At 69.3% G+C, this 15,905-nt stretch carries 13 protein-coding genes; 6 read left to right on the top strand and 7 right to left on the bottom strand.

The window, feature by feature from the left end; translation table 11 throughout:
• The first annotated feature begins 47 nt into the window (after window positions 1-47).
• Window positions 48-1,730, top strand: coding sequence for a cutinase family protein (locus tag IJ15_RS0102725; protein ID WP_031936807.1), 1,683 nt, complete (start codon window positions 48-50; stop codon window positions 1,728-1,730).
• A 46-nt stretch (window positions 1,731-1,776) separates the two neighbouring features.
• On the opposite strand, the gene IJ15_RS0102720 is transcribed toward IJ15_RS0102725, so the two are convergent.
• The 4 genes from IJ15_RS0102720 to IJ15_RS0102705 form a co-directional block, all read right to left on the bottom strand.
• Entirely contained in the window at window positions 1,777-2,433 is a 657-nt protein-coding gene (locus IJ15_RS0102720) for a SanA/YdcF family protein (RefSeq protein ID WP_051918454.1), read from the bottom strand.
• 102 nt (window positions 2,434-2,535) lie between these two features.
• Window positions 2,536-3,645 (bottom strand): NAD(P)-dependent alcohol dehydrogenase, encoded by a 1,110-nt coding sequence (locus tag IJ15_RS0102715; RefSeq protein ID WP_031936805.1) that lies wholly within the window; start codon window positions 3,643-3,645, stop codon window positions 2,536-2,538.
• Window positions 3,646-3,699: 54 nt separating this feature from the next.
• Window positions 3,700-5,163: an aldehyde dehydrogenase family protein gene (locus IJ15_RS0102710; RefSeq protein WP_031936804.1), complete on the bottom strand. Its 1,464-nt coding sequence runs from the start codon at window positions 5,161-5,163 to the stop codon at window positions 3,700-3,702.
• Between the two features lie 377 nt (window positions 5,164-5,540).
• Entirely contained in the window at window positions 5,541-7,856 is a 2,316-nt protein-coding gene (locus IJ15_RS0102705; protein WP_231569397.1) for a heavy metal translocating P-type ATPase, read from the bottom strand.
• A 122-nt stretch (window positions 7,857-7,978) separates the two neighbouring features.
• Between IJ15_RS0102705 and IJ15_RS0102700 the strand changes: the two genes are divergently transcribed.
• Complete coding sequence (locus tag IJ15_RS0102700; protein WP_031936802.1) at window positions 7,979-8,671, top strand: TIGR00266 family protein; 693 nt, start codon at window positions 7,979-7,981, stop codon at window positions 8,669-8,671.
• A gap of 9 nt (window positions 8,672-8,680) precedes the next feature.
• Here IJ15_RS0102700 and IJ15_RS0102695 read toward each other — a convergent pair whose 3' ends face one another.
• Window positions 8,681-10,228 (bottom strand): flavin-containing monooxygenase, encoded by a 1,548-nt coding sequence (locus tag IJ15_RS0102695; RefSeq protein WP_051918453.1) that lies wholly within the window; start codon window positions 10,226-10,228, stop codon window positions 8,681-8,683.
• Between the two features lie 178 nt (window positions 10,229-10,406).
• On the opposite strand from IJ15_RS0102695, the gene IJ15_RS0102690 reads away from it, so the two are divergent.
• Window positions 10,407-10,754: a UBP-type zinc finger domain-containing protein gene (locus tag IJ15_RS0102690; protein ID WP_031936800.1), complete on the top strand. Its 348-nt coding sequence runs from the start codon at window positions 10,407-10,409 to the stop codon at window positions 10,752-10,754.
• A 47-nt stretch (window positions 10,755-10,801) separates the two neighbouring features.
• On the top strand, window positions 10,802-11,683 hold the full coding sequence (locus tag IJ15_RS0102685) for an aminoglycoside phosphotransferase family protein (protein ID WP_031936799.1): 882 nt from the start codon (window positions 10,802-10,804) through the stop codon (window positions 11,681-11,683).
• A 60-nt stretch (window positions 11,684-11,743) separates the two neighbouring features.
• On the opposite strand, the gene mihF is transcribed toward IJ15_RS0102685, so the two are convergent.
• Together mihF and IJ15_RS0102675 are read right to left on the bottom strand one after the other, a co-directional pair.
• Entirely contained in the window at window positions 11,744-12,055 is a 312-nt protein-coding gene (mihF, locus tag IJ15_RS0102680) for an integration host factor, actinobacterial type (RefSeq protein WP_031936798.1), read from the bottom strand.
• Window positions 12,056-12,163: 108 nt separating this feature from the next.
• Entirely contained in the window at window positions 12,164-12,943 is a 780-nt protein-coding gene (locus tag IJ15_RS0102675) for an enoyl-CoA hydratase (RefSeq protein WP_031936797.1), read from the bottom strand.
• A gap of 131 nt (window positions 12,944-13,074) precedes the next feature.
• Here IJ15_RS0102675 and pepN point away from each other — a divergent pair, with 131 nt between their 5' ends.
• Both pepN and IJ15_RS26895 read left to right on the top strand, forming a co-directional pair.
• Window positions 13,075-15,582 carry an aminopeptidase N gene (gene pepN / locus IJ15_RS0102670; RefSeq protein WP_031936796.1) on the top strand — a complete coding sequence of 836 codons (2,508 nt, stop codon included), beginning with the start codon at window positions 13,075-13,077 and terminating at the stop codon, window positions 15,580-15,582.
• A 164-nt stretch (window positions 15,583-15,746) separates the two neighbouring features.
• The gene (locus tag IJ15_RS26895) at window positions 15,747-15,878 is read left to right on the top strand and encodes a hypothetical protein (protein WP_269321465.1); all 132 of its coding nucleotides are present in this window, start codon (window positions 15,747-15,749) and stop codon (window positions 15,876-15,878) included.
• Window positions 15,879-15,905 lie beyond the last annotated feature (27 nt).

The raw sequence follows: 15,905 nt of genomic DNA, 5'->3' as shown, positions 1-15,905 counted from the left end.
GGGTCGACCTCTATGCGTCCTCGCAAGGTCGGGATTGGGGAGTGGACATGACAATTCGCGGATTCTTCGCGCGACATCGGTTGGCGGTGCGGGTGACGACGCCGGCAGCGTTGGGTGTGGCGGTCGTCGTCGCCGTCGGGTGGGCGTTGTCGTCCCCGCCGCCCAGCACGGTGGACACCCAGCTCACGGCGTCGACGACGGAGTGCCGTGAGATGGTGACCGTCTCGATCGCCGGCCGCAGCGACACCCCGGTGGCGGGCACCACGAAGATGTTGGTCGACGAGAACGGGAACGCGCTGCCCGCGGCCCTGTCGGACGACTACAGCAGCGGACGGATCGATCAGGTCATCAACGCCCCGAACGGCATCGTGGGCCCCGATGCGTACGCCGCGCTGTACATTGCCTACCCCGCGAACATGGCCAGCTACGACGACGCCGTCGCGACGGGTGTCGCGAACACCGAATCGGTGATGAAGGCCATCCGCCTGTCGTGCCCGGACACCAAGTTCTCGATCGTCGGATACAGCGAGGGCGCCGATGTCGCTCGCCGTGTCGCGATGAACATCGGGCACCAGGATCCCGAGGCCGCGCAGGGGTACCCGATTGTCGATCCGGACAATGTCGTGGGCGTCGTCATCTTCGCCGACGCCGGGCGTGCGGGGGCGTCGGGTCCGTTCCCCGGCGCGACCGACCCGTTCGGCAATCCGGACAACTTCGACACGAAGTACCAGAACGGCAAGACGCCGGTGCCCGGCCAGGGCATCCTCCCGAACACCGGCGGCGACGACTTCGGTGCGCTGGGCGGAAAGGTCGCGTCCTTCTGCTCCGACGGTGACTTCACTTGTGCTGCACCCCAGAACATCTCGCTGCTGCAGCTGGTCGTCAACGTGGGCCGGCAGATCGACGTCGACCGGCTCGAAGGTGAGGGTCTCACCCCGGCCACCGGCCAGGACATCGCAGTTGTCCTGGGCCGCATCGGATACGACGCCTTCCTCGCCGTCCGGTCGCAGCCCGACTGGATGCAGAGCGACGAGACCTTCCTGGATGTGCTGCTGAAGGTCTCCGATCCCGACTACGTCCCGGGTGAGACGACGCTGCCGGTGAAGGACGTGAGTTCGATCTCCACCGACGAGATGTCGCCGCTGGCGTACCTGCCGCAGAAGGTGTTCAAGGAGATCGTCGGACTGATCGTGACGAACCAGAACACCATCCCGGTGATCCTGAGTGATCCGTACCAGACGACCCTCGGACCGGACATCGGACACCACTTCGACTACTGGCGCGACGCCGACACCGCGAACGGGAAGCCGCTGACGTCCGCCGAGTACGCCGCCGCGTGGCTGACGTATCTGGCCAAGCAGGCGCAGCAAGGAAAGCCGGTCGATCCGGCCGCGAAGCCGACCGAGACCGAACTGTCCGAGGCGCTGACCGAGTTGGTGGCCGGCAGCACGGAGTCGTCGGCCGAGCCGACGGGTTCGGTTGTGCCGCAGACTCCGACCGCGTCCCCGACGGCGTCGACGGCTCCCGCCGAGTCCGCGGCCCCGGCTGCCACGGGCACCGCGGTTCCCGCCACGACGCCGGCCGTGACGTCCGCACCCACGGTCGCCACGACGCCGCCGGCACCGTCACTCGCTCCGACGGAGACGGCTGCGGTCACGACACCGAGCACCACCACCACGACGACGGCCAAGCCGACGACGACCACCCCGGCGCCCGCTCCCGCGAGGTAGGGCGATGGCCGCACCGCTCATCGGGCGGTGCGGCCGTCCGGGTGGTTCAGTGACTTGCGGCGGTGGTCAGTGAACCGTCCGGCGGCGACACGACGGCGGGCTCCCGCCCGGACAGCAGATCGAGCACCGCCTTGGGGCGGGCCAGCCATTCGCGTGCATAGTTCCGCGCGACGGCGAGCCGGTTGCATTCGCATTCCGCGTCCACACCGTCGACGTCGATTCCGGCGTCGCGGCACAGTGCCACCGCGCGGGACACGTGCAGACCCTGGCTGACGACGAGTGCCTTCGTCACCCCGTACGTCTGCACCGCCCGCGCGCAGGTGTCGTACGTGTCGAGGCCGTAGTCGTCGCCCACGATCCGTTCGGGATCGACGCCGGCGGCCACGAGATACTCGGTCATCGCCGCGATCTCGTTGCCGGATCGGCCGTTCGCGTCGCCGGACACCAGCACCGCGCGGGCCCGGCCGTCCGCGACCAGTTGCACTGCGGCATCGAGTCTTCCGGCGAGGAACTTCATCGGCTTCCCGTCCCGGACCTGGGAGCCGAGCACGATCACGACGGGGGCGTCCGGCGCGTCCCGGACGTCGTACATGTGTCCGGCGGCGGTGGCGGCGACCCATCCCGCGGACCCCAGCACGATCGCGACGGCCAGCGCGATCAGGGCCGCCGACCAGCCGATGAATCGTCCGACGATGCGTCGCATATTCCGTCCTCCGCGTGCCCGGCCGCGACCCACTGCCGTCCGCCCCGAGGTCATCCTCTCGAGGGGCCCTCGTATTCCCGGGCAGACACGCCCGTCACACGCTCAGCCGAACAGCAGCACCGGCTTGAGTACGCTGCCGTCCTTGATGCCCTGCGCGGCGTCGTTGATGTCCTCGAACCGGTAGTACTCGACGAGTTTCTCCAACGGGAAGCGGCCCTGCTCGATCAGCTTCACCAGGGCGGGGAGAAACACCTGCGGCACCGAATCGCCCTCGGTGACGCCGATGAAACGGCGGCCGTTCAGCAGGTAGTTGACGTCGACGGGCACCGACGCGCCGGCGGCAGGGGCGCCGATGGCCGCCACGGTTCCCAGCGGTGCCAGGCAGTTGATCGCGGTCTCGAGCACCCGGACGTTGCCGGTGGCTTCGATGGCGTAGTCGATGCCCAGTCCGGCGCTGATCCGGTCGAGTTCGGCGGCCGCATCCACCTCCTGCGAGTTGATCACGTCCGTCGCCCCCAGCGCCTGGGCCAGGTCGAGCCGTGACGGCACGATGTCGACGGCGACGATCCGCTCGGCGCCGGTGAGGGCTGCGGCCATGACGGCGGCCATGCCCACCGCGCCCACCCCGAAGACGGCGAGGGTGGAGCCGGGTTCCGGGGTGAGGATGTTGAGGACGGCGCCTGCGCCGGTCTGGATTCCGCAGCCCAGCGGGGCCAGCAGTCCCAGGTCCGCCGAGTCGGACACCTTGGTGACGCCGCGCTCGTCCGCCAACGCATATGTGGCGAAGGAGGATTGGGCGAAGAAGTGCCCGCTGATCTCCTGGTCGCCGCGCCGGACGGTGGTGCTGCCGTCGGCGCGCCGTCCACCGATGAGGTTGCGCGGCAGGAACTCCTGGCAGTAGGCGGGGTGCGCGGTGCGGCAGTTGCGGCATTCGCCGCAGCTGGTGAACGACAGCAGCACCTTGTCTCCCGGCTTCACGCTGGTGACCGCGCTGCCGACCTCTTCGACGATGCCGGCACCCTCGTGCCCCAGCACGCCGGGCAGTGGGAAGGGGATGTGGCCGGCCTGGACGCCCAGGTCGGTGCCGCAGACCCCGGCTGCGACGATCCGGACCAGGACCTCGTCGGCCCGGGGCGTATCGAGGGTGACGTCGGCGATCGTGAAGGGCTCACCGATGCCGTCGACGACGGCGGCACGAGCTGTGTGGACCATGTTGTGCTCCTGGGGTTGCTGCGTGGTTCAGGTGGTTCAGGTGGTTCAGGCGGATCAGAAGGGGTAGATCGGCAGGGCGCTCTGCGCGGTCACCCACTGCGTCTCGGTGAACGCGTCGAGGTTGGCGCCGATCCCGCCGACACGCCCACCGTTGCCGGAGGCGCCGAGTCCGCCGAACGGGACGACGGCCTCGTCACCGACCGTCTGATCGTTGATGTGGACCAGGCCGGTCGGGATCTGCTGGGCGATCTCGAGGCCCTTCATCGCATCACCGGTCAGGATTCCCAGGGACAGTGCGTATTCCGAGTTGTTCGCGATCTGCACGGCCTCCTCGACGGACGCGAAGGAGGTGACGGGGGCAACGGGTCCGAAGACCTCGTCGACGAAGGCGGGTGCCGTCAGCGGGGTGTCGGCGAGGACCGTCGGACGGTAGAAGAGGTCCTCGTAGGTTCCGCCGGCGGCCAGTCGGGCACCGGCGGCGATGCTGTCCGACACCAGTGCGTGGATCTGATCCCTTTGCCGCGCATCGATGATCGGCCCCATCGCCACCTGGTCGGTGAACGGATCCCCGACCGGCAGCCGCTCGGCGTGTTCGGCGAGCAGCGCGGTGTAGTCGCCGACGATGCTCTCGTGCACCAGCTGGCGGCCCGTGGCCATGCAGATCTGTCCCTGGTGCATGTACGAGCCGAACGCGCCCACCGAGACGGCCTTCTCCAGGTCCACGTCGTCCATGACGATGAGGGCGTTGTTGCCGCCGAGTTCCAGATGGGCGCGCTTGAGGTGGCGGCCCGCGAGTTCGCCGACCGCGCGGCCGGCCCGCGTCGAGCCGGTGAACGCGATGACGCGCACGCTGGGGTGGACCACCACGGCCTCGCCGGCGTCCGCGCCGCCGGGCAGCACGCTGAGGACGCCGGCCGGGAGCCCGGCCTCCTCGAAGATCCGGGCCAGGACGACGCCGCCGCAGATCGCGGTGCGCGGGTCCGGCTTGACGATCACCGCGTTGCCCAGCGCGAGCGCCGGCGCGACGGCACGGATCGACAGGATGAGCGGGAAGTTGAACGGGGCGATGACGCCGACGGTGCCCACCGGGACGCGGCGGGAGAAGCTCAGTCGCGGCTGCTCGGAGCGCAGCACCTCGCCGACGGGGTGTGCCGCGAGGGCCGCCGCGTTGTAGCACTCCTCGGCCGCGGTGTGCGTCTCGGTCTCGGCCTTCGCACGGATGCTGCCGCCCTCGCGGACGATCCACTCACCGATCTCGTCGGCGTACTGCTCGAACAGTTGCCCGGCTCGACGGAGAACGGCCGCGCGTTCGGTGTAGGGACGCGCGGCCCACGCCTTCTGTGCGGCAGCGGCGCCGGTGGCGGCCGCCGCGACGTCGTCGGGGGTGGCGGTTCCGACGGTGGTGAGTTGCTTGCCGGTCGCGGGTTCGACCACGACACGGTCCTCGCCGCCGCCGGCGACCCAATCGCCGGTGAAGATTCGGGATTCCCACACCGGCTTGTTCAACAGACTCGTCACGGTCGCTCCTCGCAGTCACAGCACATGGATGCCCTCCACGGTGCCGGGCGTCGATGCGGACCACGGCGGGGCTTTCACTGAGTGAAAGACTTTTTTCGGAACCGCGTGATCCGTGATGCGTGACGGTGGCGTTCGTGACGGTGATCGACCCGGATTCGGGCCCGGACGGCGGCGTCGGGATGGATCCGACGCCACCGCCCGGCCGTGGCCCACCAGGTCGGGGGTCCGGGGGACCACGGTCACCGCCCGGGCCAGCCGAGCGACAACTCGAACGGTAGTGCCGGTTCGTGCGACGGCGTAGGGGGATTTGCCCCGTGGCGGGTGGGCCCCCGACGGGGACTGCCCCGGAACCGGCTCCGCGGTCGGCGGGGCATCGTTCAGTGGTCCGGGGTGTCGGGGGCGGCGGACTCCGAGTCGGGCGCGAGGGTGAAGTAGTTCTCCTCCTCCTGCACGAAGTGCAGCCGGAGCAGTGCGTGCAGACCGTACAGGCAGGCGAGGAGGTCGTCGACCTGATCGGGATCGATCCCGCCGGACGCGTCGGCGCTGGTGAGGTGGGTGCGCAGGCGTCGCGCGAGCCGGTCGATCTCGGCGTGCATGCGGCTCATCGTCGCGGTCGCCTCCGCGGTGCCCAGCGGGGTGGCGAGTGCCGGGTACAGTTCGCGGTCCTCCGCCTGTTCGTGCGGCAGGAGCGTGTCGAACAGGAAGGTGTCCACGCGCCGCAGGGCGGGGTGCGCGGCCGCGAGATCTCCGTCGACGAGCAGTTGCGCCGTGTCCCGCAGGATGGCCAGTTGGTCACGCAGTTCGTCGTGTTCGCCCGAGAACCGGTGCAGCATCGCCTCGGTGTCGTCGGGCAGGGGGATGTCCTGGTTCCGGTCACCACGCAGCGCGCGCAGCGCGTTGAGGATCACCGCCACGTCGATGCCCTCCTGCAGCAGCGCGCCGGCCGCCGGCGGAAGGAACCCGAACGCCGCGAATCCCATGGCCACCAACGACAGTCCCATCCCCACGGTCGCGCTCTGCACGGCGATACGTCGGGAGCGACGGGCGATGGCCATCGCGTCGGCCAGGTGGTCGAGTCGATCGGTGGTAAGCACGACGTCCGCGGCCTCCGACGTCGCCGTCGACCCCCGCGCACCCATCGCGACACCGACGGTGGCGGCCGCGAGCGCCGGGGCGTCGTTGACGCCGTCGCCGACCATGACGGTGACCGCCGACTCCCGCTCCGCCCGGACCCCGGCCACCTTGTCGGCGGGGGTCTGCTCGGCGTGCACGGCGTCCAGGCCCAGGACCGAGCCGATCTCCTCCGCGGGTTCGCGCCGGTCTCCGGTGAGCATGACGAGCCGGTTCAGTCCGGCCGAGCGGAGGCGCCGCAGGGTGCGGGACGCGTCCCGTCGCACGGGATCCACCAGCAGGATGGCGCCCGCGAGCTCGCCGTCGACGGTGACCCACGCGACCGCGGCGCCGTCGAGCACGGCGCGACTGTGGGCGGCCCGGGCCCACGCCGGGGCGTCGTCGGGCAGTGTGAGGGTGCCGACGGTGACGCGGCGTCCGTCGACGGTCGCGCTCACCCCGGTCCCGGCCTCCTCCGTCACGTCGGTGGGCAACGTCAGCGTGAGCCCGCGCATCCTCGCTTCCTGCACGATGGCGGCGGCCAGCACGTGCGGCGACAGTTGGTCGGCGGACGCGGCCAGTCGCAGGACATCCGCGGAGTCGCCTCCGGGCGCGGTGAGCACGTCGGTGCCGGTGGGGCGACCGGTGGTCAGGGTCCCCGTCTTGTCCAACACCAATGTGGTTGCATGTCCGAGGTTTTCGAGGGCGCCGCCGCTGCGGATCACGACTCCCCGGCGGGACGCCCGGGACAGTCCCGAGACGATCGCGACGGGTGCGGCCAGCAGCAGTGGGCACGGTGTCGCGACCACCAGCACCGCGACGGCGCGGGTGGCCGAGCCGCTGAACAGCCATGCGGCACCGGCGATTGCGAGCGCGAGCGGTAGGAACCAGGCGGCGACGCGGTCGGCCACCCGCACGACGGGGGCGCTCTCGGCGGCGGCGTCGCGGGCGAGCCGGACGATTCCGGCGTAGGTGCTCTGCTCGGCAGTGGTCCGCGCCTGCATCTCGAAAGCCGATCCGGCGTTGACGATTCCGCTCCGCACGGCCTCACCTCGCCGCCGGTGCACGGTCAGCGGTTCGCCGGTCAGGACCGACTCGTCGAGCACCGCCGACGCGGAGGTGATCCAGCCGTCCACCGGCACCACCTCGCCCGGGCCCAACACCAGCGCATCACCCGCACCGACATCCTCGAGTGGAACCACCGCGACGGTGTCGCCGCTCCGGCGGCGGGCGGTGCGGGGCGCGTGCTCGAGCAGTGAACGCAGATCCTTCGTGGCGCGGCGTTCGGCGGCGGCGTCGAGGGCCTGCCCCGTGGCCAGCATGACGCCGATCAGCGCCCCGGCAAGGTACTCGCCGACGGCCAGCGTGCCGACCAGGGACAGCACCGCGAGCAGGTCCACACCCATCCGCCCCCGCCGGAGCGCCTGGATCACCCACCAGACGGCGGGTGCGATCGCTACGACCGTCCCGGCGATCCAGCAGGCGTCGGCGATGCCGTCGGCGCCGAGCAGCCAGGCGGTCACACCTGCGATCAGCGCGCTCAGGGTGACCGCCAGGAGGGCGAATTCCTTCAGGCGGTGCACACGTTCGACGGTACCGCGCCGGATGCGCCGCCCCGTGTCGAATCCGGTGTCGGGCCGTCGGATCCCGGTACTGTGACGGCACTGCCCGGAATGCGAGCTTCACACCCGTCGAGAGGGACGTCATGAAGACCGAGATCAGTTGCGGACCCGCGTTCGCATTCGCCGAAATCAGTGTCCCCGCCGGGGGATCGGTCCGCGTCGAGGCCGGAGCGATGGCGATGATGCGAGGGGACATTTCCATCACCACCTCGACGCGCGGCGGCTTCCTGAAGGGCCTTCGTCGTTCGCTGGGCGGCTCGAGCTTCTTCGTCAACGACTTCGGCAGCGAGAGCGGAGGTGTGGTGGGCGTCGCCGGCGCGCTCCCGGGCGATCTGGTCGAAACCACCATCGACGAGGGGACGGCGCTGCTCGTCCAGTCCGGTTGCTGGCTGGCATCCGACGCGACCGTCGACGTCGACTCCAAGTGGGGTGGCAGCAAGGGATTCTTCAGCGGTGCCGGGTTGGTTCTGTTGCGGTGCAGTGGAAACGGCGAGATCCTGCTGTCCAGCTACGGTGCCATCCGGTCGGTGACCCTCGCGGCGGGCGAGACGATGACGCTCGATTCCGGCCACGTCGTCGCCTTCGACGAGACGGTCCAGTACCGCATCCGCAAGGCGGGCGGGTGGAAGTCGATGATTCTCGGTGGCGAGGGCATCGTCACCGAGTTCACCGGGCCGGGGCGGGTGTGGATGCAGACCCGCAGCGCCACAGACCTGGTGGACTGGCTTCAGGCGCGGATGCCGTCGAACACCAGCAGCAGTAGCAGTAGCAACTGAGCGGGCGGGTCAGTCGGGGCTGACGAGATCGTCGTCCGGCCGGGCCGGCGTCGGCTCGATCCGCCTCGCGAACGTCAGGGTGCCGTCGTCGACCGGGGCGTCCCGCAATGCGACGACGTCCTTGTAGTAGTCCATCGGTAGGTTCCAGGGTTCCTCGGTGCCGGTCTGGGGGAGCCGATCCAAACCTCGTTGGAGGTATCCGGACGTGAAGTCGAACTGCGGCGCGGTCTCGGTGCCCGATCCGGCCTTGTGCGCGAAGACGATGGGGGCGTCTCGCCGATCCATCTCGTCCAGTACCCGACACAGGTGGTCCGAGATCAGATCGACCTTGAGCGTCCACGGCCCGTTGAGGTAGCCGAAGGCGAACGAGAAGTTCGGGACGTCGGAGAGCATCGTGCCCTTGAACGTGAGCCGCTTCGTGACGTCGATCGGGTCGCCGTCGATGCGGAGTTCGATGCCGCCGATGAAGAGCAGGTCGAGTCCGGTTGCGGTGATGATGATGTCCGCATCGATGTGCTTCCCGGACGTCAGCAGGATGCCGTCCTCGTCGAATGTCTCGATCCTGTCGGTGACCACCGATGCCTTGCCCCTGGAGATCGTCTTGAACAGGTCGCCGCCCGGGACGATGCACAGTCGCTGGATCCACGGGTCGTAGGCGGGGTTGAAGTGGGTGTCGACATCGAAACCGGACGGTAGGAGACGGATGTTGAGCCGGCGGATGACCGCCCGCGCCTGTTTGGGGAAGCGTCGAGCCAGCCGGTACACCAGGAAGTTCAGCATGGTGTTCTTCTTGCGGGCCAGTCGGTAGCCGCGCTGGTCTCCGAGCACCCGACGGAACAGGTCCGAGAGCGGGTCCGTCGCGGGCAGCGGGAGAACGTAGGACGGTGAGCGCTGCAGCATGGTGACGTGCTCGGTGGCATCGGCCATCGCCGGGATCAGCGTCACCGCGGTGGCGCCGGAGCCGATCACCACCACCCGCTTGCCGGTGTAGTCGAGGTCCTCGGGCCACGCCTGGGGATGCACGATCCGGCCGCCGAAGCGCTCGGCGCCGGGAAACTGCGGTGTGTAGCCCTTGTCGTAGTTGTAGTAGCCACTCGCGCAGAACAACCAGTCGGTCGTGACCGTCACGGTCTCGTCGGTGTCGCCGTGCCGGGCGGTCACCGTCCAGCGGGCGTCCGCCGACGACCAGTCGGCACGGATCACCTTGTGGTGGTACCGGATACGGGATTCGACGTCGTACTCGAGGGCGGTGTCGCGGATGTAGCCGAGGATGTCGGCCGCGGGTGCGAGCGCCTGGCGGCCCTTCCACGGCTTGAAGTCGTATCCGTAGGTCTGGACGTCGGAGTCGGACCGGACACCCGGGTATCGGAACAGGTCCCACGTGCCTCCGGAGACGGCCCGGGCCTCGAAGATCGCGAAGGTCCGTCCCGGACACGTCCTGCGGAGCCGGCAGGCGACGCCGATTCCGGACAGCCCGGCACCGACGATGAGGACGTCGACGTGCTCGGGTTCGGGGCCGGGAATCGGCGCGGAACCGGTGGGGCGTTCGAGGTTCATGGGTCCTCCCGATGCTGGGACTGGTGAACCACCTCTGTATTGCACCGTAGCCCGACCGCCCCGTCCCGTGCGAGCAAACCCGAGGCCCGATCCACTCGACGTGAGGTGGGGGTCCAGCGAACAATGGTGCCCACGTCGAGCACACACCGTCACCCGGCCGTCCGAGGAGGCACCACAGATGAGCGAGACCGCGGAGATCGATCCCGGCGCGACACCGAGCGGACCGGGCTGCGCCGAGTGCGACGCGTCGGGCGGTTGGTGGTTCCACCTGCGCCGATGTGCCGCCTGTGGACACGTCGGCTGCTGCGACTCCTCGCCCGCCCAACATGCGAGCGCGCACGCGGCGGTGTCCGGACACCCGATCATCCAGAGCTTCGAGCCCGGTGAGGAGTGGTTCTGGGACTACCGGACGCAGGTCCTCGCCGAGGGGCCGGAACTGGCTCCGCCGCACAGTCATCCGACCGACCAGACGGTTCCGGGCCCGCGTGAGCGGGTACCGGAGGACTGGGCGAACCGCCTGCACTGAGCTCGGGCCGGGACCGGTCGGTTCGTGCTCTTCGTAGAATCGTCGGGATGATCGAGATTCCCGCCGCGTTGATCGCGACGCAGAACAAGCACGGCGGAGCGGCCGGACGGGCGTTCGTCGCGGCCCTGCCGGAGTTGGTGGACGAGCTTCTCGAGCGCTGGGAGCTGCGGCCCGACGGTCCCGCGATGCACGGGCAGACGGCGCTGGTCCTGCCGGTTCGGTCCCGGGACGGCGGCGAATCGGTGCTCAAGTTGCAGGTTGTGGACGACGAGAGTGTCGGCGAGCCTGCGGCGCTGCGTGTGTGGAACGGCGACGGGGCCGTGCGCCTGCTGGAGCACGATCCCGCGACAGGCGCGATGCTCCTGGAACGGTTGGACTTCTCTCGGCACCTGTCGAGTACGGATGCACGGGCCGCGGTGCAGATCATCGCGGAACTGTTGTCCCGGCTGACGTCTCGGCCGGCCCCTGGGGGGATGCGCCGCCTCGGGGACGTGGCCGCGGCGATGCTCGAGGATGTGCCCGGCGCGGTGACCCGGCTGGCGACCGACGACGACCGCAGGCTGCTGATCGATTGCGCCGGGGCGCTGCGGGACGTCGTCGCCGAACCCGGGGACCGGTTGCTGCACTGGGATCTGCACTACGACAACGTGCTCGCGTCGGAGCGTGAACCGTGGATCGTGATCGACCCGAAACCGCTCGCCGGCGACCCGGGTTTCGAGTTGCTGCCCGCGCTCGTCAACCGCTACGACCCGGCGGAGACCGCGTGGCGGTTCGACCTCATGACCGACGTGCTCGACCTCGATCGGGAGCGGGCGCGGGCATGGACGCTCGGCAGAATCCTGCAGAACGGACTGTGGGACATCGAGGGCGGCGAATGTCGCTTGGCGGACCAACAGGCCGCCATTGCGCGAATGCTGTTGGCGCGCTGAGTCCGGTCACAGCCGCGTCGACCCGCACCGTGGGGGTTCGGGCCGACGCGGAGAGCTGTGTCAGCTGAGCTTGGCGATAAGGTCGGCGCGCTGACGTGCGCCCAGCCCGGAGACGCGCCGCGTCTCGGCGATGCCGACGGACTCGGCGATGTCACGGGCCTTGATCTTCCCCACCTTGGGTAGGGATTCGAGCAGGTAGAGCACCTTCGTCTTACCGACCAGTTCGTCGGTATCCGCCTTGTCTAGAACTTCCACAAGGGTGAGCTTGCCCGCCTTGAGATCTTCTCTCAGTGCGGACCGCGCCTTGCGGGACGCTGCAGCCTTTTCCAGTGCTGCAGCGCGCTGTTCGGGGGTCAAGGTGGGCAATGCCATCGATGTGCCTCTCTCTCACGGAACCCGGATGCGCTTCAGGCTAGAGCGAGAATCGCTGTCGCGCGCGTCAACTGGGACCCGCGTGTCGAAAAGCCGTGGCAATTCGTCTCATTTGCCCTTCCACGTCGGCTTTCGCTTCTCGAGGAAGGCGCTCATCCCTTCCTGCGCGTCGCAGGTGATCGCGTTGGTGGCCATAGTCTCGGCCATCAGTTCGTACGCCTCGTCCTGGGGCAGGTCGATCTGCCGGTAGAACGCCTGCTTGCCGATCGCGAGGGTCAACGGGCTGGATTCGGCGATCTTCGAGGCCAGATCCCGCGCCCGGGCCTGCAGTTCGTCGGCGGCGACCACGATGTTGACCAGGCCCCAGTCGGCGGCGGTGCCGGCGTCGATCGTCTCGCCGGTGAGCAGCATCTGCATCGCCCGCTTGCGGCCGACCGCTCGGCTGAGGGCGACCATGGGGGTGGAGCAGAACAGCCCGATCCGCACGCCTGGGGTTCCGAATACCGCGTTCGACGACGCGACCACCAGGTCGCACGACGCGGCCAACTGACAACCGGCTGCGATCGCCGGCCCCTGCACCGCGGCGATCACCGGCTGCGGAATCGCCTGCACGGTGTCCATCATCGCGGTGCACACCTCGAAGACCTCCCGCTCCCCTTCGAGGCTGCGGTCGAGCATCTCGGACAGGTCGTGGCCGGCCGAGAACACTGGGCCGGTCGCGCTCAGCACGACCGCCCGTACGGTTGCGTCGTCGGCCATCGCTCGCAGTGCGGTGGTGACCTGACGCATCATGCTGATGGACAGCGGATTTCGTTGGTCGGGCTGATCCAGGGCGATGGTGCCGATACCGGTTTCCGGGTCGATCTCGGTTCTGACGACGTCGTTCATCGCGCTTCTCCGTCATGTCGGGTGGCAGTGCCCGATGCTACCCGGGACGGTAGGGCGAAGTCGGGTCACGAGAGGGGAAGGCCGGACACCGGTGCGCGTCCGTTCGATGGCGAGGCTGGCAGGATCGGGGTGTGAGTACCGCGAACCTGACCCGTGCCGAGGCCGCCGCGCGTTCGGCCGCCGTGACCGTCCGTTCCTATCGTGTCGAACTCGACGTCTCCGGGGCGCCGGACGGTTCCGTGCCGGGCTTCGCGACGTCGACGACCGTCGAGTTCGACTGCGTGGCGCCCGGGACGGCCGAGACCTGGCTCGACTTTCTCGGTCCCGAGGTCCTCTCGGTGACCGTCAACGGTGAGGCCGTCGACACCGAGTTCGACGGCGCCCGTATCGCGCTGCGAGGGCTCCGCGCATCGAACACCGTCGTGATCCACGCGGTGGGTGCGTACAGCCGCTCGGGGGAGGGGCTGCACCGGTTCGACGATCCCGTCGACGGTGCGACGTATCTCTACACGCAGTACGAGCCGTCGGATGCGCGCCGGGTGTTCGCCTGCTTCGAGCAGCCGGACATGAAGGCGCCGTTCACGTTCGTGGTCACCGCGCCCGGGGGCTGGGAGGTGATGTCCAACCGTCCGGCGGCGCACCGACGCCTCGACGACACCCGTCAGGTCGTCGAGTTCTCTCCCACGCTGCCCATCTCCACCTACATCACCGCGATCGTTGCGGGACCGTACCATCGCGTCGAATCCGTCTGGGAACGTGACGATCTCACTGTTCCGCTCGGTGTGCTGTGCCGCGCGTCGCTGGCGCAGTATCTGGATGCCGACACCATCGTCGAGGTGACGAAGCAGGGACTGGACTTCTTCGCCGAGCACTTCGACTTTCCGTATCCGTGGGGCAAGTACGACCAGGTGTTCGTGCCCGAATACAACCTGGGGGCGATGGAGAATCCGGGCTGCGTCACGTTCACGGAGGCCTACGTCTTCCGGGGTGCCGCCACGGCCGCACAGTACGAGGGCCGCGCCAACACGATCCTGCACGAGATGGCGCACATGTGGTTCGGCGATCTGGTGACGATGGTGTGGTGGGACGACCTGTGGCTCAAGGAGTCGTTCGCCGACTTCATGGGCGCTCTCGCGAGCGTCGAGGCCACCGAGTGGACCGATGCGTGGGTTGCGTTCGCGAACCGGCGGAAGGCGTGGGCGTACTCGCAGGACCAACTGCCCACCACCCATCCCATCGTGGCCGACATCGTCGATCTCGAGGCCGCGAAGCTGAACTTCGACGGCATCACGTACGCCAAGGGCGCCAGCGTCCTCAAGCAGTTGGTGGCCTACGTGGGTCGGGACGCGTTCTTCGAGGGCTCCCGTCGGTACTTCCGTGAGCACGCGTTCGGCAACACGACGCTGGCCGACCTGCTGACGGAGTTGTCGGCGTCCTCGGGCCGGGACCTCGCGGAGTGGGCACAGGCGTGGTTGCAGACCACCGGGATGTCGACGCTGACACTGGAGTCCGGGGACGGCGGGTACGAGATCGTGCAGACCGATCCGCGGCCGCACCGCCTGGCCGTCGGACTCTACGACTTCGACGATGCCGGCGATCTGGTGCGACGCGATCGCGTGGAGTTGGATGTGGTCGCCGAGCGGACACCGCTCGACCTGGCGCCCGCGCCGCTGCGACTGCTCAACGACGGCGACCTCACGTATGCGAAGGTGCGCCTCGACGCCGGTTCCCTCGCGACGGTGGAGCGCTCCCTGGACCGCCTCGTGGATCCGTTGGCGCGGGGACTCGTCTGGTCGGCGCTGTGGAACGCGACCCGCGACGGCGAACTCGATCCCCGGCGCTACCTGGCGATGGCGCGCGGGTTCGCGCCGGCCGAGACCAACATGGCCCTGCTCGCCGCGGTCCTCGCGAATGCCGCGTTCGCGATCGGGCACTACCTGCCGGACGCGGATCGGGCCGGCTGGCGTGAACTGTGGCTCGAATCATGCTGGGCTGCAATGCGCAACGCGGAATCCGGATCCGGCGCCCAGCTGGCCTGGGCGCGCGCGGTCGCATCCGCGGCCGTCGTCGACGGCCGGCGGGCGGCGGACATCCGGGGGCTGCTCGACGGGGTCCGCCCGGCGCCCGACGGCCTGGCCCTGGACCCGGATCTGCGGTGGTCCCTGTGGACCGCGCTGAGTGCGACCGGGCACGCCGGGCAGGGTGATCTGGACGGTGAACTGGACCGCGACGACACCGCGTCCGGGCGGACCGCCCGCCTGCGCGCGCTGGCGGCCCGCCCCGACGCCGACGTCAAGGCTCGGGCGTGGGCGTCGGCGCTCGAGGACACGACCCTGACCAACGACCACCTCGACGCCGTCATCGGCGGCTTCCGGGCCGGTGAGCGCCGTGACCTCGTCGCGCGGTACGACGACGCCTATTTCGCCGCGATCCGGGCCGTGTGGGCCGAGCGGAGCATCGAGATCGCCCGCCGCATCGTGCTCGGTCTCTTTCCGGCGTCCGATGCGCTCGGCCCCGTCGACACCTGGCTGGACGTCAACGCGGACGCGCCCGGTGCGCTGCGCCGTCTGGTGATCGAACAGCGCGATCATCTGGCCCGCGATCTGCGGGTGCGGGCGCTCGGTGTTAACGCCACGTGACGTGATTTTTACGCCTGAGCGCGTGGGCGTTTCCATTCTGTAATGGATTGCGATTCAGGGCTTTCGCCGCTTGGAATCGCCTCGTCCGGTCGGCTACACATGCAGTGGCGCCGAGAACGGCGGCAAGGCGAAGCACCCGCTTCACAGGGACAAAGGGGAACGAAATGGGTTCTGAGGAGATCGGTACGCTCATCGGTTCGGTCGATTTCGATCAGGTCGTCGCGGGTGCGGAGGCGATCGGTGCCTTCGCCGCACTCATCGCGGCGGTGGGCGCGTTCGCCGCACTGGTGATCTAGTACGCAAGATCGTCACCTACAACCACT

The sequence above is a fragment of the Prescottella defluvii genome (genome assembly GCF_000738775.1).
GTDB classification, from domain to species: domain Bacteria; phylum Actinomycetota; class Actinomycetes; order Mycobacteriales; family Mycobacteriaceae; genus Prescottella; species Prescottella defluvii.
The sequence above is the reverse complement of the archived record's forward strand: the minus strand, read 5'-3'. Positions and strand labels throughout refer to the sequence as shown.